Raw genomic sequence first — 21,800 nt, forward strand, 5'->3', positions numbered from 1 at the left:
GACTATAGGAGGGAGGTATTATGCTCATGCAAGATGTGCAAAATTCTGTTATTGGGGTTGGCGATTTAAACCAACTCAAATGGGATTTGAATCACTTACAACCAGTTGATGTTGGTGAATACATTACAAATTTGCCCACCAATGAACGAGCGATCGCATTTCGTCTGCTCAATAAAGCTCAAGCAATTGATGTTTTTGAATATCTACCTACAGAAGTACAAGAAGAATTAATAAATTCTCTCCATGATGTTCAAGTAGTGCAACTTGTGGAGGCGATGAGTCCTGATGAAAGGGCAGAATTATTTGACGAATTACCGGCTGGAGTAATCAAGCGGTTATTACAAGAATTAAGTCCAGAACAAAGACAAGCAACAGCCACAATTCTTGGTTATCCCGAAGGTACTGCTGGACGGGTAATGACCACAGAATATGTTCGGTTGCGAGAAGGATTGACTGTTGGTGAAGCTCTCAGTAAAATTCGTCGGCAAGACGAAGATAAAGAGACAATTTACTATGCTTATGTCACAGATGACAACCGCACTTTAGTCAGAGTTGTTTCACTGCGCCAATTATTATTTACGTTTCCTGATGTATTAATCCGAGATATTGCTAGCGATCGCGTCATCAAGGTGAGAACAGAAACTCCCCAAGAAGAAGTCGCCCAAATTATGAAGCGCTATGACTTAATCGCGATTCCGGTTGTCGATCGCGAAGATAGATTAGTTGGTATTATTACGATTGATGATGTAGTTGATATTTTAGAAGAAGAAGCTACAGAAGATATTCAAAAATTAGCGGGTGTGAGTGGGGATGAAGCAGCTTTATCTCCTCCCGGAGTTACTATTCGCAAACGCCTACCTTGGCTATTAGCAATTATGGCGCTTTATGTTGGTGCAGCCAGCGCGATCGCCCCTTTTCAATCTGTGATTTCCGCAGTACCAGTGTTAGCCGTGATCATGCCAATCTTTTCTAATACTGGTGGTACTGTTGGGATTCAAGCACTGACAGTCACAATCCGGGGTTTGGGTGTAGGGGAGGTGACATCCAAAGATACAATGAAAATTTTGCGCAAAGAACTTTTTGCGGGTGTCGGTACAGCGATCGCTTTGTGCTTGACAATGATTTTGCTTTCCTTGATTTGGGCTAAACCTCAAGAACGATGGGTAGCTTTAGTTGCCGGAACAGTGATGGCAAGCAATACTATTGTCGCTGTCACTCTGGGAACTTTACTACCAATGGGTTTAAAGCGGCTGAAGTTAGATCCTGCCTTAGTTAGCGGGCCTTTAGTAACCACCATGTTAGATACCATTGGGTTTCTCACATTCCTCTCACTAATTTCTCTGGCTTTAAACGTATTGCATTTACCAACTTGAAAGAAGGACAGGGGAGATAAGGAGAGGAAAAACGAACTACACTTACCTCTCCCCTGTCTTCCCCATCCTCCCACACTCCTTGTTTGTCCCTTGTCTAATTCAACCGATCGCTTTCGTTTTTTGATACCAATCAACTACATCATGTAATGTGTCTTCTAAAGAACGAAAACTAGCGCCTAATTCTTTAATTGCTTTTGCAGAGTCAAGCTGAATTCTTTCATGTAACATTCGGATTCCCTCTAAAGGCATAACTGATTTTGTGCTTGTAAATCTGGCGTAACTATCAGAAATCCGAGCTAAAATCACAGTCAAATTGTAGGGAAGGCGCAATTTAGGAGCAGGAATACCAGTAATTTTTGTTAGAGTGTGGAAAAGATTTTCTAGAGTGTAGTATCTTCCGGCTATGATGTAGCGATCGCCATTTTTACCTCGCTCGACTGCATTAATCATTGCTTGAGCCACATCACGAGCATCTACCATACAAGCACCACCATCAAGAATTCCGGGAATTTTTTGTTGATAGTAATCAAGTACTAACTGACCGCTATTGGTTGGTGCAGCATCTCCGGGGCCAAACATCCACCCCGGTAAAATTAGAACTACTGGCAAAGAATGCTGTTTTAAAAATTCATAAATTGCATCCTCTGCCAATACTTTACTTTTGAAGTAGAGATTTTTGATTATTTGCGGATCGGGTGGTGTAGATTCATCACCAGGGACGCCTGGCGCTTTCATTCCTATGGGGCCGGATGAACTTACATAAATGACTTTTTCCACACCATGCTTTTCGGCAAAAGTTAACAACTTAATTGTGGCTTTAACATTAATATCCTCAAGCATTTGCCAGTGATTGCCTGGTTGATAATATTCCCGGAAATATGCGGCTGTATGAAATAAAATGTCACACCCTGCTAATTCTTCGGCAAAGCTATCGATGTCCAGCATATCGCCCTGTACGAGGGTAATATCTAAACCGCTAAAGATTTGAGATGCTTTTTCAGGGGAGCGAACTAAAGCTTTTACTGAATAACCTTGCTCAACCAATAAGCGAACTAAGTTGTTACCTAGTAAACCCGTACTGCCAGTGACAAATGCTTTCATCTTGTGTTCCTAATTTTTTTAACGATGATTGCTAACTCAGATACCGCTAGAGCGTGCGATCGCTTTGGTAAAAGTTAATTATCTGTAGCTACGTCGAGCATTATGATGAGAATCCTAGGCTAGAGCAGTTTGGAATTTTTTCCCTATCTATATCTTAAAGATATATAGCTAAGAAATGCAATGTCAAGAGAAAACAAAAGCAAATACGCCATTCTCGGAATATTGAGTTTTGGCCCCAAGTCCGGCTACGACATCAAAAAGAAGATTGAAGCCAGTACCAGCAATTTTTGGAGTGAGAGCTACGGGCAGATTTATCCTATTCTCAAGCGGTTGGTTGCAGAAGGATTAGCAACGCAATCGATAGAAGCGCAAGTTGGTAAGCCAGATCGCCACGTATATCAGCTCACAGACAATGGACTTCAAGAGTTACAACGCTGGTTGACAGAGCCTATTGAACCGCAAGTAGACAGAATTGAAATTTTGTTAAAGCTGTTTTTTGGGCAACACATAACTTTAGCTGAAAATATTCGTCATGTGGAAGAATTTTATAATTTGCAACAGCAATTACTGCAAAAGTATCAAGCTATTGCTGAAAAGATCAAAACCAAGGAGGCTGATAACCCGAATGCTGCTTATTGGTTAATAACAGCTAGCTACAAGCTACACGTAACCCAAGCTTTAATTAGTTGGTGTGAAGAAACGCTTTCTCAACTGAGAGAAAAAGAAGTACAAAAAGATTCACAAAATATGTGATTACTTTTTATTTGGCAACGTCTGCGTGTCTTTTTATTTGGTGCTTCTACCGCCAGAATTAATTTAGCACCGTTGAGCTAATATATTTAATCTTTCTCGTTCTAATTAATAGCTATCTAATTTGATAGAAGACAGATGGTATCATTGCCTCTGCATACGTAAATTAAAAGCTGTAGAGAACTACTCGATTGTGTCTCTACGTAAAAAACAGAACAATATTTATGCCTAGTACCACCTGGAATCGTCATCACATTCTTTCCCTTACTGACTTCTCTAGCGTTGAATACGATGCAGTTTTGCAGACTGCTGCTAGTTTCCAAGAGGTACTATCACGACGGACGAAGAAAGTACCAACTTTGCAGGGACAGGTAGTGGCGAATTTATTCTTTGAACCTTCTACTCGCACTCGCAGTAGTTTTGAAATCGCTGCCAAACGTCTCAGCGCAGATACGCTGAACTTCGCCGCCGCTACTTCTTCGATGACAAAGGGAGAGACAATTCTTGATACGGCGAAGACTTATTTGGCGATGGGAACTGATATTATGGTAATTCGCCATCGCGAGGCAGGAGTACCAAATGCGATCGCTCAAGAAATGGATCGTTTGGGTGTAAAAGTCAGCGTGCTAAATGCTGGCGATGGTCAACACGAGCATCCGTCCCAAGCACTACTAGACTTATTTACTATCTGTAGTCTCATCGATCCTGCTAATCCCCGCATCGAACTTTTAAAGGGGAAAAAGATTGCCATTGTTGGGGATATACTTCATTCTCGCGTAGCGCGATCGAATATTTGGAGTTTAACTGCAAGCGGTGCAGAAGTACATTTAGCAGCACCACCAACTCTTTTACCAAAGTTATTTGCTGAGTATTTATTGGCAGAAGCAGAGGAAACAGAAACAATTACTCCCGATAAACGCCAATTATTTTTACATTGGCAACTTGAACCAGCTTTGCGCGATGCTGATTTTGTTATGACTTTGCGCTTGCAGAAAGAACGCATGACTGCGCATTTACTGCCAAGTTTACGAGAATATCATCAATTATTTGGGATTACACGCGATAAGCTGCAACTTTGTAAGCCTAATGTTAAAGTTTTGCATCCCGGCCCGGTCAATCGCGGTGTAGAAATTAGCTCAGACTTAATGGACGATCCAGAATTTAGTCTCATTCAAGCACAAGTTACTAGTGGTGTCGCCGTGCGAATGGCGTTGCTGTATCTCATTGGTAGTGGCAAGGTTTAACATTTCCACAGACAAAGCATCTTATTTAAACTCATCAGGGTAATCTATAAAATTCACAATCTACTGTTCATCATGTCCCTGACGTCAAGACTTGGGGACGCGGAGAGTTTTGACAATCGGCAATTAGACACAATTGATATCAGACGATACCAACTTGCAATCAAAGATAGCATCTGTCATTGCGACCGGAACGGAGTGAAGGGAAGCAATCTCATTAATTCTGCTGCACTACAACAGACTGCAACTTAGTATGAGACAATTTTCTGCTGTTTCATCTTGTTGTTGACAAAATACTTATTTCGATTATTCTAGAAATATGACACTTAATAATGAAGACACAGCTCGCTATGCAGATATCTTTGCTGCATTGGGTTCAGAGCCACGTCTAGAAATCATGAGGCTGTTGTTTGCGGCTTATCCCGATGGCATAACTGTAGGCGATATTCAAGAAAAGCTAAAAATTCCGAACTCGACTTTATCACACCATTTAGAAAAGCTGCGGATAGAGGGTTTAGTTAATAGCCGCAAAGACAAGCAATTTTTGTGGTACTCAGCAAACGCTGAGACGATGGAAGATTTGCTGTCTTTTTTATCCACAGGAAGAACAAAACGCGATCGCATTTTTGAACCAATCGACAACATATCCAAACAGGAAGGGTTTATGTTTGAAAGGTTTTTTGAATCTATTTTTGACAAGCTATTTGGGTTGAAATTTGGCAGATTCCACCTCAAAGGCTTTGAAAGATTTACCCAAAAAGCGATAACAGCTATTTCTATTGCTCAAAGTGAATCTCGCCGCTTGGGACATAAATATGTTGGCACAGAACAGATTTTGCTAGGACTGGTTGGTGAAGGTAGCGGCTTTGCGGCACAATTTCTGAATTCTGTGGGGGTAAACTTAGAAAATGCTCAAATTGAAGTAGAAAAAATTATTGGTAGAGGTAAGGGATTGACACCAGTTGATATTCCCTATACACCCAGAGCCAAGCAAGTGTTAGAACTAACAGTAGAAGAATCCCGGAAGCTTGGTGTCAATTATATTGGTACAGAACATATTCTCTTAGGTCTGCTGAAAGAAGGAGAAGGAGACAGAGAACGGGGAGTAGGAATTAAAGTTTTACAGAATTTAGGAGTAGACCTAGTTTCGTTGGAACAAAGAGTACGTAGAGCTTTGACTTAAAATTTGAATTAAATAACTAGGATTTGTGATTAGCGATCGCATCCTCATTACTGCCTGCGATCGCCTTTAGTTATCTTGCCATCATGCCCAAGATAATTTATATGAGCTTCATATAAGCTGAAGAGATAGAGCGATCGCTTAAACCTTAAGGCTTAATGTTGTAATCTTAAGGGTTAATGTTTAAGCCTTAAGGCTTAATGTTGTAATCTCAAGGGTTAATGTTCAAGCCTTAAGGCTTAATGTTGTAATCTTAAGGGTCAATGTTCAAGCTGTAAGGCTTAATGTTGTAATGTTGATGACCAAAGTTTGTTGGAGAGTGCAATCCTCGCTGTATATGCCAAGCTTTACTTAGGCGATGCCTAAAACAAGCTACGCCTACGCTATCTGTCAAAGTTAGCGATCCCACTTTCCAAGTGTTACACTTTACAAGTCTCGATGCGAGAAAAGAGAACTAAACACCTCTCCCCGGACAAACTCCACAAGAACCCCACTGATCGGAACTCGGCGAACAGCAAAAATCTCAGGGAGGTGTCCCTTAGGAGCATTAGTATTAAAAGTGACTTGATTGTAATCAATCCAGTTACTTTGCACTCTCCATCCTACGCGATCGCCAAATTTATTCCAAGTTTCTTCGTCATACTTACCGTCTGGCTTACCGCCAATGCTCAAGTAAATTTCTTTTTGAACGCTGAAGCCAAAGCGTCCATTGCTATATTTGACCCATAGGCGGTCAATTGTGCGGAAATCAGTAGAGGGAAAGTTTAACAGTTCATCATTTCTAATGTAGTCATTTTTCTGACGCCCTACCGCTTGCAGCATTACCATGTATGTTTCATAATCAGCATCTTTCCAGTTCTCTGCTGCTAGCAAGTCGCGCAGTTTGCTATAGTCTACACCTTTCTCTGAACTGAGAGCATATTCCTCTCTAGACAGTAGTGAAATAACTTGCGCCTCAATGTTCGCAGTATCCTCATCTCTGAGTTGCAAAAGTTGCTGTAACCGCTTCAATTCTTCCCTTGTATTCTGACTCAGAATTCTTTCATACTCAACCGCCTCAATTAGCGCTTCTTCGTATTCCTTTAGATTTGCTTGATACTTGCGGTAAGGTTCTAAAACTTCGTTTTCAATTTGGGTTGCTACCCCATCTGGCAAATCCAATTCATTCTGACGACGCTTGAGAATGCGGCGACCGATAACCGAAACCTTACCATCTCTTACACAGCGCCCTACTTCCTTACGGTACTCTAATTGCGGATCGTCTACAGGAGCTTTTGCTAATTTAATTTTAAAGCCTTCCCTCACAGCATAAATTTCTGGCTTCATTGCTGGCGCTTCTTCCTGCACCTTTTTTCGGGCATATTCATGCAGTTCATCTACAGAAATCATGCCATCGTTATCGGTGTCAGCTGCGCCTTTCTCAATTCCTTCTACAATATAGCGGGTGTAAACTGATAAATCTGCCCCTTCTAGTTCAAAAGAATACTGAGTAGACGTAGAAGAAGTCAGTACCGCCCGTCCTTCTCCTCCCAGCTGATTCTTGATATCTACGCTGTTATCATCTTTCGCCTTCATCCCTTCGGCAAAAGCACCGCTAAAGCAACAGTCAAGAATAATTACCTGTCGCCGGGAACGGCTATTTTCCATCATCCCATGTATCAGGCTGGTAGCAGTGGCGGTAGTTTTAATCAGTTCGCCTTTCAGATTCTTACGGGTTTGGCTAGTTGCTAAATATAGTCTGCCACTATCATCTTTAATCCCGTGCCCAGAAAAATACAACAGCACTAGGTCATCTTTTTGACGACCAGAAAACAAAGTTTCTATTGCTTCTTCCATTAACTGGCGTGGGGGATTTTGCAGCACTGTAATATCAGCATCAGCAAAATCACCCATATCTGAGTGCTGTAATACTCGCTGCATTGCTTTTACATCTTGCACAGCGCCAGGTAAAGCATTTAACCCTGGTTGATACTCACTAATTCCAATTAGCAATGCTAGCTTTGCCATGTATCTATCTAGACTTTTGTAATCTCTTGTATAGCATTAACTGCTGCTTCTAATTCTTTGCGACTGCTAGCTTTCACCTTAACTTTTTTGCTTTCTCCGCCTTGTTTGGTTAATTCTAATTCTATTTCAATGGGTTTGTTACTTAAGCGATCGCTAAGAAAAGCCCAAACTTGCTTGACACTTTCAGACTTCACAATAGCCATTATTTGACCGACAACATAGCCTGTAATTGACTTGCTTCCCACGGGTGGGTTGAGTTCAGCTACTCGGTTAACTTCTTCTACCTCATTGAGTTCTTTCATCTGAGTTAGAAGTCTTTCGGCTTCTTCGTCTTTTTCTTCTTCATCTAAGTCTTGGTCAATAAAGGTAATAGTGAGTTTAATATCTGATGTGTCTGCCATAGTGGAAAGTTGGTAATTTATAATACTGGAATTTGCTTAAGCTCAGTTTACTGTAAATAAATCAAGAGCAAGGTTGATAATTACGTAAATTTGCGAGTTTTTAGTGATAATTTAGCTTGGAAGGCAAGAAGTTGCTGCTACACGGGCAAAGCCCGTCTGCATGGATTTTATACAAATTAATCAAAACTGCTCTTGACGGACACTCGCCAAGAGCAGCTTTAATTCATATCAAAAGTCGCTAAAATCCCAAATCAAAGCAATTACTTAGATGCGCTGTACTCCCGGACGACCATCTTCAACTATGAATGAGGCCGGGTTACTAATCGTACCAGTTGCAGTTGTGACGTTTGATACTGCCAAATAGTCTGTCCTCCAAGTGGTGGGAGTTACAGTACAACGGAGATAGCCGCGGCGATTGTTATAGAACTTAATGTGTGGGTTATCAGCGTTGTTGATGTAGCTGGGAATAGTGTCGTTTCCATCTCCTCCAGAGCTAATTGAAGTACCAACGAATTCACTGCCAACTGTAGCGGAGTTTGGATCGTTAAAGTTAGCTTTTAAATTCATTGCCCAACTATTATGAACATCCCCTGTTAAAACTACAGGATTAGATGGTTTGCGCTGTTCCAAGAAACGCATTAAGCGATCGCGCGAAGCCACATATCCATCCCACTTATCCATGCTGTAGGTACTGCCTTCTCCCGCTGTTCTGTCAATTTGAGCCACTATCACCTGTTGAGCCAGAACATTCCATTTAGCAGGAGATTTATCTAAACCTTTGTATAACCATTCCTCTTGAGCTTTCCCGGTAATAGTTGCATTTGGGTCAAGATTTGCTGGGCAACGCTCTTTAGTACCATCATCACAGGGTTGATCGGTACGATATTGACGAGTATCTAAAACATGGAATGTCGCCAGCTTACCATAGTTTAATCGACGGTAAAGTTGCATATCCGGGCCTGCTGGTCGCGAGAAAGGACGCAGTGGCATATGTTCGTAGTAAACCTGATAAGCAATTGCTCGCCGTTTTAAAAATACTGCTGGATCTTGATCTGGTTCGTTATCAACTTCTGAGATGTAGTTGGCATAGTTATTTTCTACTTCATGGTCATCCCAGGTGACAATCCAAGGAAAGGCTGCATGAGCCGCTTGAAGATTGGCGTCACTTTTGTAGAGGGCGTGACGGTTGCGGTAATCTTCTAATGTGAAAATTTCTGAACTATTATGCTGTCTGGGAATAGTAGCACTGATAGGACTGATTCCTCCCTCATAAATGTAGTCACCAACATGAACTACTAAGTCGAGGTCATCCTGAGCCATGTATTTGTAAGCAGTATAGTATCCCTGCTGATAGTTTTGGCAGTTTGCTAAGGCAAACTTTAATTTATTCGAGTAGCTACGCAGTGATGGAGTAGTACGAGTCCGACCCACTGGGCTAGCGTAGTTACCTACATTAAAGCGATACCAATACCAAGTATCAGGTGATAGCCCTTCAACTACAACCCGAACTGAATGAGCCAGTTCTGGAGTTGCAAACTCGGTGCCTCTGGCAACAATCCGCCGCATATTAGAATCAGTTGACACTTCCCAGCGAATTGGCACATTCAAAGGTGGCATTCCACCGCCATTTAAAGGTTCGGGCGCTAGACGAGTCCATAGAACTACACTGGTGTCATAAGGATCGCCTGATGCCACTCCCAGCTTAAAAGGATAATCAGAAAATCTGCCGTTGGCGATCGCGCGTTGATGCGGAAATTGACTAGCGATCGCCAAACCAGTAAATACTCCTGCTCCCACGATCAGGTTGCGTCGCTTGATCGGATAGTGCAGCAAACGCTCAAAATTCTCGTACTTGAACATCCTTATTTATCCCTGACTATGTAAGTGAATCAAATCAGAGAAATATATGACACCACAAAAACAGGGTAATTATAGGTAAGCCCTATCAATAATACCCTTGTTAAATCAAACGTTCACAGTCTGATTTATCTTTATTAAATTGTGTCACGTATTACTTTGATGCCCAAAAATTACTGGCAAGATATTAATTCTGCACAAAGGAAGAGTTAATATCAACTTAATTTTCGTATATTACAAGGTTATGCTGAATAACAAACTAAGTTGAGAAATAAGCCACAAACACGCTTGAGTGAAAGCTTGATTAATTATTTATCTATTTAATTTGCTATTAATTAATAAAAAACTGCTCTTGGCAGGTGTGGAGTCAAGAGCAGTTTTTCATGATTATGCTTGGCGATCGATGATACCCAAGGTATAAATTTAGGCATCTTCCATTTCAAATTGCGCCACTGTAACCGCGTTAAAAGCAAAAGCAAACACTAATGGCATAGGGCACTTAAACAAAACTGTAGACAATACAGCTACAACTGTGCCCATAACTGCTGACATCGACCACAATCTCTCTTCAACGGTTAGTCCTTTTTCAGCTTTAATCAATCTCAGTACGTGAGATGGAATTGGTTCAGGCATTACACCGCCTGGAGGAAAAGCCCAGTAATTATTGCGCCGTTCGACAAATAAATCTGTCCAACCATTTTCTAGGCACCATGCCTCAATCCATTCAATAGCGTAATGATTCATCATCGGGTTGCTAGTGTAACTTGTTGAATTTGTGTAGATCTCTGAATATAAATACTTACGAAAGTCGATGCTATAAACTTAAGGATGATTCTTCACTTAAATAAAGCTCGCTCAAGAATTTGAACTCATATATAAATACATTCAAATAAACATTTAAACGATGCTCAACTTAATTACAAGACTAACAGCCGATTGAGTCCGGTTAAATCGAAATACAATAAACTTAACCAGAAACAAAGTAGGTAAACTAATGTAAATAAATCGCTGGATAGAGGCTGAAATCTAAAATAGACCTAAAAAAATATATATTCTAAAAAAACTATTTTTTAAGTCAAGAATTGTAAAGAATAGAGTCGCGATCGCTGACGATAAAATCAAGAACTGTCTCTGACAAAGACTTTTACAGTATGCAGTGATCTGCTTTAGGGCGTATTTTAGCGATCGCTCCAGTTTGTAACGAAAGATTAAGCGATCGCTTGTTAATATTTCTTGATTTTGTTGCCGTTTTGAAAAATTATCGATCTAGTAGATAGGAAGCGATCGCCTAGCAAGCACTAGCCGAGAATTTTTATTGAGGTTTAGATGTAATTACTTCTGTTGGGCGGAGAATCTTTTCTCCTAAACGAAATCCCTGACGAACGACTTTAGTAATTGTTTGGTCTGCTACGTCGGTTCGGACTTCTCGATCGACTACTCGACACAAGTTGAAATCTGGTTGGCTATCTTGTAATTCTATAGATACAACTTGGCGCTTCTTTAGTATATTTAAAAACTTACGCTGTACTGCTCCTACCGATCTAGGTAAGCGTTGGAGAATATCTTGGTTAGTCTCAGGATTTTTATCGAGATATTCCAGCAAAGCTTCCAAAGCATCAGCAACTTCCAAAAGTTCTAAGAATAAATCTTCAGCATTGGCTGTGACTTGAGTTTGTTGTTCTCGCAACGACTGCTGTAGTAAAACATTGTCTTTTTGGAGGTGACTAAATTTTTGGATGAGCAAGTCGCGGTTCTCTTGGCTCAGAATAGAATCAGACATGAGAAACCTCTTTAGAAAGTATAGATAAAGTTTTACTTACCCAAGTTTGCACTTGAGGATGGGGATGGTTGCTTAAAAGCTGACAAAGAGCGATCGCTCTTTGTAACTGTCCACTTAGCTGATAGGCTTGGATCAGCCACATTTGGGCTTGAATGTAATCTTTGGTGTTGCGGTCTTTACAGCCTTGACAGTAATCTTCGAGATATTTAATGGCTTTAGGGTAACGACCTTCTTTACAAGCTGTGATGCCTTCGGTCACTAATTCTGATAAGCTCATGGCTAAAGGCTCGCGTTCTAAACGCTGTTGTTCGATAGCTTGAGCGATCGCTTGCTCTAATCCATCAAATTCTGGTAATAACATAAGTTGTGGTTCTGGCTGTTGTAAAGCTGACAAATCGCTATATTTGAAGCGTTTAATTATTGCTAATATCGGACGCAAATAGTCAGCGATGATGCGTTCTTCTGGCTTCATTAAGCTTTTTTGGGCTTTAGCAATGACATCCACAGGATATTGCTTGCGCTTCATTGCGACTGCTACAGCTTTTGTAATTTCAGCTTTTGATGCTGCTGGAGATACACCAAGAATTTCATAAGGATTATGTTCCATAACGCACCTTTAATTAATGAATATTCAGGCTGTGATAAATTTCTTGAAAAGCAGGTTTATCAGGACAAAGTTCGTAAGCCCAACGCCCTAACTTTTGAACTAATTCAAAGGATAAATCTCTATTTTGGAGACCTTTAATTAAAGTTTGAATAAAAAACTCTGCTACATAGTGGCGAATTGATTCGTGTTCTGAATATTTAGCAATAAGAATTGCTTCATCAAAGCGATCGCGTTTCATCAAATCGTGAATTTTTTGGAGTTCTTGAGTAAATTCATAAACTTCTAGAACATTTTCATCTTCAGGACAGAGTTCGTAAGCCCAACGCCCTAAATTGTAAATATCTTCAAATCCTAAATCCCGTTTTTGGAACCCTTGAACTAATATTTCTAGGCAAATATCAGCCACAATATTACGTACCTGTTGATGCTGGGATTTTTTAGCAAGCTTAACTGCTTCTGCAAACTTGTTACTCTTGAGTAATTTCTCTATCGCTTCGATTTCTTGATTAAATTCAATCCTCTCGATTAAGTCAAGCACAACAGGATTCTCCGGATCGATTTTTTTGATTTCTCGGAGTTCTTTTAACGCTTTATCTAAGGTAATCTTCTCATCAGCAACTTGTTCGCGGATTTTTTCAGCTTTGTATTCAGCTAAATAACTTCTAGCAGGTTGACTACCTAAGATGTCATACCAAAATTGAGCAAATTCTAAATGTTCGGAAATTTCTGAGATTGCTTGACGTTGTAATCCACAAAGTCTGTCTATTTCTTGTTGCCAATCTTGATTCTTTTTAATTTCTGACTTTGCTTCTTTAAGAGGAGTAATTGCATGACGCCATTTTTTCTGATTGAGATAATAGCACCCTTCATGATAAGCCACAAATTGCTGGGCAAATATTTCGTTACTATTACTAATTTTTTTTGAGGGTTTAAGTTGAATCGCTCTTTGAGCATCTCCTTCTACACAAGCAGCTACTGCTAATCCCCAAGCAGTATATAGAGAATTGAGAATTTGTTGGTGAGAATCTATTTTATCAACTAAAATTTCTTGCCACAGAGCAATATAATTTTGATAACAGCCAGGTGTGACAAATACATCATTGACTTTCATCCCACACTTTGATGGTTCGCCCATAAATTTTAGGGCTACTAATTCCAAACGGTATTTGTCCCGTAAATTTAAATAGTTTTGAATATTTATATCTTTGTAACTATCAATTGCAGCTTCTAGACGGCGTTTTAGCTCTAGAGATATTAATTTAAAATCAATTAGTTGATTTCCCAGCCAAGCCACATCTTTGAGCGTTGGATCTTCAGTTAAATTTGCCAATGCTGTTGATAAAGCGATTATCAAATTAGAGAGGTTGTTAAAGTCGTTATGTTCGCAATAATAAGTTGCTACTGCCCAATTATGTAATGTAGTAATATTAGGCTGTAAAATCCATGATTTTTCAAGTGTATTAGCAATATTTTTTTTATCTTTGTCTTGCCATAATTTAGTTTCTAAACATGGCTGAATATGTTCTTTGAGATTTGCCTCTACTAAAGGATCTAAACCAAATTTTTGTATAAATTTTTCACTTGCAGTTTGAGCTTGTTCTAGATTTTCAGTATTGACAGATTGTTCAATATTATGTAATAAGCAGAGGCGCTTTCTTTGGGCTAGACTATTGAGGATTTCGCGTTGTTTAGTAATTAAAGCAGTAGTAGATAGACCTTGCCACTCTCGATAAGCTTGTTGTAAATTTTCTTGTTTCGCATGAGCAAATCCCCGCAGATAAGCAGCTTGTTCTCCAGGCAACCCTACAAGATGAGATAATGCGATCGCCCAATTTTCTGCTTTAATCGCAACGATTCCTAACCTGATTTGGCAGTCTATTTGGTTAGGTAAGAGCAATTTAGCATTTTCGTAAAGAGATGCAGCTGTTTTAAAGTCATTCGCTTTCTCTGCTGCTAAACCTTTACGGAACTCTTCTCGACCTTTGATTGTTTGCTGTATTTTTTGAAGGAATTGCATTCCATCTGAGCGCGGAAATTTAGTTAAAGCAGCTTGTAAAATTGCGATCGCAGCGTGTAATCTTCCACCACTCTGAGCTTGTTGCGCTCTTTGGAAAGCAGATTCATAAATTTCTTCTTGTTGCACTTGAGATTTAGCCGCCTTAATCGCCTGTTCTAATGCTTCAGTAGAGTAGAGTTCTGCGGCTTCCAGGTAAACAGCGATCGAATTTTTGAAAAATTTATTTTCGGCGTGTGATTCAGCTTTTTTAACTAATAGCTGAAATTGTTGTCTGCGTTGTAATTCCCTTTGACATTGGTCAATTGCTCTGGAGATGCGCTCATCGTGGAGAATTTGAGTACAGCTTTGATAAACAGCGATCGCATTTTCAATTGCTTGAATTTCTAAAGGATTGTTATTATCTTGTTTGAGCAGGTTTGTAGCCTTAACAGCGAGTTTATCTACTTCTAAAACTTGTTTACGCCACTGTTGTAATTGCTGAGTAAAGTTATATAATAAATTACCTAATAACAATTGGCGAATCAAACGTTCCCAAAAACCCGGTTTCTTAGACCAAACAGCAAGAGCCTTTTCAGCAATATTAACTGCTTCCCGTAAATGCTTATTTTGAACTAAATTTTCTGCTTTTTGCTTGGCTTCTTTAGTCTGTGGTGCTTGCTTATAAGCATCAATAATCCCTACACCCAACAAAGTTTTACTAAAGGTGTTTAAACTATCAAGAATGCTCATCAAACTGGCTCCTTACAGTTGGGAATTTTGAACACCTCCCCGACATCTATATAATTTTCTCGCCCTTTGAGTTGAGGATTAGCTTTAACTATTACTTCCCAAGAAGTTCCTTTTCCACAAAATTTTTCGGCGATCGCGCTGAGATAATCTCCAGATTTGACAGTATAGGTAGTTGGTTTTGAAGGCTTTTTCACCACCACAGGAGTATTTTTAATTGTTGGTTTTGGGATAGAAATACTTGTAACTGAATGGGAAGAAGAGACGGTTAATGCGTGTAACTGTGTTTGTTGGATAATAAAGCTGCCCCCAGCCCCCATACAAATACCAACAATCAGCATTAACAAGGCAATTCCTATGGGCCAAGTTGTAACTTTTACTGGTTGTACGAGGGTATCCAAAGAGGGTAATTCTTGAAGCATCCGAATCACAGACAAATCGGTATCGCAGTTAGGACAAGTTTTACCTGCAACTTCTTGATAACCGCACACAGGACAGTTAAGTTTGATATTCATCGTGTTAGTCCTGTGACAATGGTTTTGCCCGTTGATTCTTCATTGAGCCAACGCTTCACATCTGGTTGGAGTTCGCGCCATAAGCGATCGGCTTCGTGTGTATCGCTCTTTTCCATAGCACCCAGCATCCGAGCCAGCTTTTCATACATAGCATTGGCTTGGGTAGGCGCAACTGAATAGGCTTGGCGAATCGCAGCTAAACAAGCTTGAATCAGTTTGGCTTCATCAGATAAATTGTTGAGTTCTGTATCTGCATCTTCATTTAAAGCCTGCATCCGTGAGAGATCGTTAGCATCGATCGCATCTTTTAAATTCTGACTCAGCTTTTGTAATCTTTCTTGCTGCGGCTGAGGAATCATAAATCCACAGAGTTTAACTATGCGATCGCATTCATTCACGAAATACTCAGCTTCTAGCCGTTCTTTAGACATGGATACTTGGAATTGTTTCAGGTTCATTCCAGCGCGATCGCGTAAATCGATGCGTTCTTCTCCTGTCCGGGGATCGATAATTTGATTGCTTAACTGCACAACTGGTAATGCTAACTTCAGTGCTTCTTCCACACCAAAATCGGTTAATTCTTGGTTATTGAGTTCTGCGATCGCTTCTTCTAATTCCTGATATATTTTCTCGTCAGACCGCCCTCGTGAGAAGGTACAACTTACCCTCTCAGAAGGATCGTTTTTCAACGTAGCGGTCATCCTCAAATCACCATTTTTTTCATCTAACTCTAAATTGACAAGAATTTCTGTCCCGTGTGGATGGTAATAGTTTAATCCCAACCACATATCGCCAATACTTTCATAATTTTTATCCACATCAGGATTGAAAAATTTAAAATGAATTAACCTCTGTCCATCAGCAGTTGTTTTAAAAGTGTGAGATGTCTTTACTGGCAAAATATCACCCTGACTAATAACTTTATATTGACCATCCAGTAACTTAATATAGTAATCACGAGAGACTGTGGTGACTTTATCTGTTTGTCCAGCTGCAACAATTGCTGCACCCTCCGCTACTGCGTACATCGGGCGGGGATGCACTACCACTTTATTAACTCCAAAAGCCTCTCTAACTTTGCGTTGTACTAGAGGAATTTGGGAAGAACCCCCTACTAATAGAACGACATCCACCATCTCTATATGATGTTCTGCATATTCTAAAGCTTGGCGACAAATTTGAATTGAACGGTCTACCAAATCAGCAATTAATTCTTCAAATTGTTCGCGAGTAATTGACACTTCAATGGGGATAGCAATTCCTAATTCATCTAATAATTGAGTAGCAGGTGCAATTTGAGATACTGTAGCAGTGCTTAATTCAACTTTTGCCCGTTCTGCTGCTATCTTCAAGTCAGCATTAAATCTTATTCGTTGATAGTGAGGCATTTTCGCAATTAAGCCATCAAGATCGGCGATTTTTTCTTGTTGGGAAACTTGCTCTTTTACAAACTTGATAATGCGAGAATCAATGTCATCTCCTCCCAACCATAAATCGCCAGCTTTTCCTGATTCAATAAAGGAAGTGCCAGCTGCTTGAATTAATGAAGCATCAAATGTCCCACCACCAAAATCAAATACTAAAATCGTTTTAAAATCGTCTCCTTTGGGAGAAAAGCCATAAGATATGGCGGCGGCTGTAGGTTCCGGTAGCAATTCCAAAGGAGTCAGTCCAGCTTTAAGTGCAGCGGTGCGGGTAGCTTGGCGTTGTTTGTCGTTAAAGTAAGCCGGGACGGTAATTACAGCTTGGTCTATAATTTCGTCTGTTTTACCAATCCCTTGACGGTAAGCTTGAGCGTTTTGTACAACTTTTTTGAGGATTTCCGCAGAAATATCCTCTGGCTGATATTCTTTACCTCCTAACCAAACCGCAATTCCGTTATCTGTTCCTTGGCTTGGTGGGGTAATTTTGTAACCAAATTCTGACTTTTGTTTCTGTACAGATGAATCGCTAAAACCTCTACCGATCAAGCGTTTTATCGAAACAATTACGTTCTCCGGGTCAGCCCGTAGTTGGTTGTAAGCTTGATCTCCTATTAAGAATTTACCTTGCTCGCAAGCAACGAGCGATCGCGTTAGTTTCCTATCTGGGGGCGTATTATCATTAGCCGTCACAACTTCAACTTCAGCCAACTTAAAAGCGGCGACAGAATTAGTTGTCCCCAAATCAATCCCTATTGCTTTGCCCATTGCTAATTGCCACCCTTATGACTTGTATCAATTAATTTTTCAATACCTCTGACTACTGCATAAAATCAACATTGCAGAGCAGGAGCCAATAGCTAATTTCGACTATTACAGATACAACCAGCAAAATCCCACAGAGTAAGTACGTAAACTACTCGAATATTTATTATTGTACTTCAGTAAATATTGGCATGAAAAAATTAGTGGATGCCAAAATGCATCTGCCGTTTTTGTTGTTTATCAATAAATATTTGCACCGACTAAATATAAATCATGCTTTAGAACAATATTTCTGACAATTTATGAAAATTGTCAAAATTCAGCACCCAGTAATTAAAATACAGAATCCTGAATCTTGAATTCTGACTCTTGAATTTTTATATAACTAGAGGTTTATATAAGCTGAAGCAGCTTAGTAAATTATATAAATCTCTAGTTTTATAATCTTAAAATAAGAATGTAACTAATTTTACATATCCATTTATTTCCTACCCTAAATTCGGTTACAACGTAGTGAATCTTAGCAATTGCCACAACTTTCAGACATCATGTAAGGTGTCCTAAACTAACTTAATATTTCCCAGCCATGATGATAATGCATATAAGCTTTATTATGTCAATCATATCTATGCCAGATAAATATGCGTTTATCTTATCTAAAAACTAGAAAAGATGTGGTAAAAGAATATTTATACAGTATTGTTACTAACAAAGATGAATTTTGTTTTTGAGTGCATCCCAAAAAATACACAAGATTCACAGTCTTTAGATAGCTTTAGCCACTGTGAGTAAAAAAAGTAAGAGCTAATTTTTCTACTGTAGATATATAAAGCGTTTGAGCATTTATTTGCCAACAGAAAAGCTAAAGCCAATATTTGGCATAAGTCTTATTCTGTAAGGATTATAGCTGTTTGCAAGATGAATAAAAAGTATATCGGTCTGAATTAGAAGTATTTATCAAAACTTGTAATACAGACTATATAACTTCATCATCAGTAACAGGCTTTTTCTGAATATTTCGAGCCGCCTAAAAAAGAATTAGCTTAAATTCATCTAGATATTGTGAGGTAATTATGACAATTGCTGAACTTACGAGATTGAAATTTTAAGTATTCTGATTGACAGTAGAAAAATTTATATTGAACACCAGTCTTGGTAGATAAGGTGTTCATTTTTTCAAAATTTCATTGTGTTCCTAAATAAAACTACAATAATAATTTGTAGTTTTATAGAACTGTTTATTTTAAGGAATAGTATCAAGTTTGATACGGAATCTAAAAAATTCCCCTAATTAAAACAGTTCGGATCTGTCATTAACTACTAAATAGACTTGTCTAGAAATCTAGAATACACCTGTACACAAGGTATAGAGGTTGCTTATATGTCTTCAATTCATTTAGCAATCAATTTTGCCATCGTTAATGGTAGTTAAGCGACAAAAAATAGAAAGCTAAAGCTTTGTATTTTTGGCATACACGACCAATGCAGATATTGCTGTTTGCAAGGGAAAACTTGTCCCTTATTGGCTTCCTAATAACATCTGGCGATCGCTGTTTCAGCAGTTCACGTCGGAAAGTTGCACTGCTTATATGCGTAAGTACTTAAGCAGAAATTTGGATACCCAATCAATAGCTTATGTGCTGTCTAACTATTTGTTGTCATGATAGGCGATCGCTCTGCATTAGTTGCGGCGATTGTTGCTGATGCTTATTGGCTTCCTAAGCCTTTGGAACGAAGAGTTTGAAACTACACAAGTGAGGAGAAAATCAAATGATTTATAAGGCTTCTGTTGCAGTATCTGGACTACTGTTAATCTTGCTGACGAAATCTGCACTAGCAACAAAACCGTGTGTGCCAGAACATAATCCCCAAGCAAATCCGCAACATAACCCACAACCAAATCCCCGACCAAATCCCCAACCAAATCCGCAACATAACCCACAGCCTAATCCCCGACCAAATCCCCAACCAAATCCGCAACATAACCCACAGCCTAATCCCCGACCAAATCCCCAACCAAATCCGCAACATAACCCACAGCCTAATCCCCAACCCAGCCCACAACCTAGTCCCCAACCTAGTCCCCAACCCAGCCCCGAACCAAATCCACAATCCAGCCCACAACCTAGTCCCCAACCCAGCCCCGAACCAAATCCACAATCCAGCCCACAGCCTAGTCCCCAACCCAGTCCACAACCTAATCCCCAACCCAGTCCACAACCCAGTCCACAACCCAGTTCACAACCCAGTTCACAACCAAATCCGCAAGGCAGCCCACAACCTAATCCACAAGCCAGCCCTCAACCAAATCCTCAAGGTAGCCCCCAACCCAATCCTCAAGCCAGCCCACAACCTACTCCCCAAGTAAATCCCAATTCTCAAGAACCACCGAAGAAGAAGAGCAAAGACGTTGGAAACCTCGTTCCTATCTCCATGCCACTTGCTGGTGCAAGAAGGGTAGAAGTGGGCAATACGGACTTTTCTGGTTCTGTTTTTGCTGGAGGCGGAACCTTCTCCAGTGCTGGAGTTGAAGGTACTGTTAGCCATCGCCTATCCAAAAATTCTTTCCTCTTTGGGCAGGCTACATACAACCCTGCGGCTCCATCTAATGCCATTGGAGTAGGAGGTGTGACCACCGGAGTTGTATTTAACGCACCTGGTAAGTCTCTTCGTGACAACAGCTATGTCGGGGTTTATAGCAACGTCCTTGGTTTTGGAAATACTGGCGGAGATGATATCGATCGCACTGCCTTTGGAAACTTAGGAATCATTGGAGGGCTTCAGCGTCCCATTGGAGAAAAAGTTTCTGTGTTTGGTCAGGCAGAGGCGGCTCAACGCTTGTACTCTTTCGCAAAGACAGCGCAGGGTCAAGCCGCAAGAATTTCAGGAGGAATGTCCTTGGCTTTATCTTGTGCATCTGGAGTCAGCCTGGTCGGAGATTATACCGTCGGCTCTAACCAATACTCAGAATGGGGTGTAAGAGGAGTCTTTAACTATGACTTCTTTGGAACTCCTTGTGGAGTCAGACAGACTAGTGCTGCTTCTAACGTAGTAAAAGTCACGAAATACGTTGTGACTCTCATCGGAGCTAACCCTACTGCTGAAGAGGTTAGAAAGGCTGGGCTAACTCCCCCCAATGCCAATCCTGAAAAATTCCGCCTTCAATCTGAACGTTGGATAGGGGAGAAAGCACAGATTGTAGAAAAACTAGTCTTTGATGCTGTTGAAGTAGAAGGTGTGCCCAAAAAGATCCTCGTTGTCAGAAAGTCCATATCTCCTCAAGCTCTTGAAAAAGCCCAGAAGCTTGCAGCCGACCGCGAACCAAAACAAGCATTTGAAGAGATTCGTAACCTTCTTCAGGCTGAGGAACAAGATAAGTCTTTCAAGCTTGAGGAAGAAGCGAAAAGGATTGCCAAGGAAAAAGGAATGGCTCTTTCTTCAATACAACAAGTTGGGTATGTCTTCAATTACCAAAATCGCCTTCTTGGTGTTGTAGACAGTGACTTATCTCAGCCCTTAGTTGGAGAGCCGCGAGAGGTTTCTCCTGCCGAGTTGATGCTTGTTAAGGAAGTTGTCCGAAAAGGGAAGAGTATCTTACCCTCTCTGGCAACAGGTTACACCACAAAAGGAACAACCCTTGGCAGAGACAGCATCGTCAATGGTCAATTTTTAGCACCTGGGACGAGAGTTCAAGTACCTAAGAAAAACGAGGCGATAATTCCTATTTCTATTGAATCTGGTGCTTCAGTTGAATCTCCTCAGATCCAGTGGACGAGGATTGATAATAAGTAGTTAAACTGGTTTGTAGTTGCGCTTTAGCGCTATAGACGCGTTCGCGGAGCGTTCTCGTTCGACGAAGTCGTTCCCGTTCGCCGTCAGGCGTTCTCGAAGAGTAGGGTAGAGTAGCGCCTTCCCGTAGGGTAGCGCAACTACGAGCCAAATCCAGAGATTTATCACATCAATCAGCAACGCTCTTTGACTCTTATCTGTTGAATTATGACTCTGACTGAAATGCGATAAGCTAAAAGGCAATGACTAGATACTAAATAACCTAGCGGA

The 21,800-nt window shown here is 40.3% G+C and carries 14 protein-coding genes and 2 pseudogenes; 6 read left to right on the forward strand and 10 right to left on the reverse strand.

The window, feature by feature from the left end; all coding sequences use genetic code 11:
• The first annotated feature begins 20 nt into the window (after positions 1-20).
• Positions 21-1,373, forward strand: a complete 1,353-nt coding sequence (gene mgtE / locus AACU33_RS14925; RefSeq protein WP_096589442.1) for a magnesium transporter — start codon at positions 21-23, stop codon at positions 1,371-1,373.
• Between the two features lie 99 nt (positions 1,374-1,472).
• Here the strand turns inward: mgtE and AACU33_RS14930 are convergent, their stop codons facing one another.
• Positions 1,473-2,474, reverse strand: a complete 1,002-nt coding sequence (locus tag AACU33_RS14930; RefSeq protein ID WP_096589443.1) for an SDR family oxidoreductase — start codon at positions 2,472-2,474, stop codon at positions 1,473-1,475.
• A gap of 180 nt (positions 2,475-2,654) precedes the next feature.
• On the opposite strand from AACU33_RS14930, the gene AACU33_RS14935 reads away from it, so the two are divergent.
• The 4 genes and pseudogenes from AACU33_RS14935 to AACU33_RS14950 all read left to right on the forward strand — a co-directional run.
• Positions 2,655-3,227, forward strand: a complete 573-nt coding sequence (locus tag AACU33_RS14935) for a PadR family transcriptional regulator (protein WP_096589444.1) — start codon at positions 2,655-2,657, stop codon at positions 3,225-3,227.
• A gap of 221 nt (positions 3,228-3,448) precedes the next feature.
• A complete protein-coding gene (locus tag AACU33_RS14940) occupies positions 3,449-4,468 on the forward strand; it encodes an aspartate carbamoyltransferase catalytic subunit (RefSeq protein ID WP_096589445.1) in 1,020 nt (339 codons plus the stop codon).
• Between the two features lie 316 nt (positions 4,469-4,784).
• Positions 4,785-5,039: pseudogene (locus tag AACU33_RS14945) on the forward strand (ArsR/SmtB family transcription factor); the annotation flags it as partial.
• A gap of 135 nt (positions 5,040-5,174) precedes the next feature.
• A pseudogene (locus AACU33_RS14950) lies at positions 5,175-5,642 on the forward strand (Clp protease N-terminal domain-containing protein); the annotation flags it as partial.
• Positions 5,643-6,071: 429 nt separating this feature from the next.
• Here the strand turns inward: AACU33_RS14950 and AACU33_RS14955 are convergent.
• From AACU33_RS14955 to AACU33_RS14995, 9 genes are all read right to left on the reverse strand, one after another.
• On the reverse strand, positions 6,072-7,652 hold the full coding sequence (locus AACU33_RS14955; RefSeq protein ID WP_096589447.1) for a caspase, EACC1-associated type: 1,581 nt from the start codon (positions 7,650-7,652) through the stop codon (positions 6,072-6,074).
• Between the two features lie 8 nt (positions 7,653-7,660).
• A complete protein-coding gene (locus AACU33_RS14960; protein WP_096589448.1) occupies positions 7,661-8,053 on the reverse strand; it encodes a hypothetical protein in 393 nt (130 codons plus the stop codon).
• A 264-nt stretch (positions 8,054-8,317) separates the two neighbouring features.
• Entirely contained in the window at positions 8,318-9,913 is a 1,596-nt protein-coding gene (locus AACU33_RS14965) for an alkaline phosphatase D family protein (protein ID WP_096589449.1), read from the reverse strand.
• Positions 9,914-10,333: 420 nt separating this feature from the next.
• Complete coding sequence (locus tag AACU33_RS14970) at positions 10,334-10,657, reverse strand: hypothetical protein (RefSeq protein ID WP_339376017.1); 324 nt, start codon at positions 10,655-10,657, stop codon at positions 10,334-10,336.
• Between the two features lie 565 nt (positions 10,658-11,222).
• Positions 11,223-11,690, reverse strand: coding sequence for a nucleotide exchange factor GrpE (locus tag AACU33_RS14975; protein WP_096589451.1), 468 nt, complete (start codon positions 11,688-11,690; stop codon positions 11,223-11,225).
• Positions 11,683-12,297 (reverse strand): molecular chaperone DnaJ, encoded by a 615-nt coding sequence (locus tag AACU33_RS14980; RefSeq protein ID WP_096589452.1) that lies wholly within the window; start codon positions 12,295-12,297, stop codon positions 11,683-11,685. The genes AACU33_RS14975 and AACU33_RS14980 overlap by 8 nt, the downstream gene beginning before the upstream one ends.
• Before the next feature lie 13 nt (positions 12,298-12,310).
• Positions 12,311-15,043 (reverse strand): peptidase M, neutral zinc metallopeptidase site, encoded by a 2,733-nt coding sequence (locus tag AACU33_RS14985; protein ID WP_096589453.1) that lies wholly within the window; start codon positions 15,041-15,043, stop codon positions 12,311-12,313.
• Positions 15,043-15,555, reverse strand: coding sequence for a LysM peptidoglycan-binding domain-containing protein (locus AACU33_RS14990; protein ID WP_096589454.1), 513 nt, complete (start codon positions 15,553-15,555; stop codon positions 15,043-15,045). Before AACU33_RS14990 ends, AACU33_RS14985 begins: the two co-directional genes overlap by 1 nt.
• Entirely contained in the window at positions 15,552-17,744 is a 2,193-nt protein-coding gene (locus tag AACU33_RS14995; protein ID WP_096589455.1) for an Hsp70 family protein, read from the reverse strand. Before AACU33_RS14995 ends, AACU33_RS14990 begins: the two co-directional genes overlap by 4 nt.
• Positions 17,745-19,511: 1,767 nt before the next feature.
• On the opposite strand from AACU33_RS14995, the gene AACU33_RS15000 reads away from it, so the two are divergent.
• On the forward strand, positions 19,512-21,533 hold the full coding sequence (locus tag AACU33_RS15000; protein WP_339376018.1) for a hypothetical protein: 2,022 nt from the start codon (positions 19,512-19,514) through the stop codon (positions 21,531-21,533).
• The last annotated feature ends 267 nt before the right edge of the window (positions 21,534-21,800 follow it).

It is taken from the genome of Calothrix sp. NIES-2098 (assembly GCF_963875125.1).
Lineage (GTDB): Bacteria > Cyanobacteriota > Cyanobacteriia > Cyanobacteriales > Nostocaceae > Aulosira.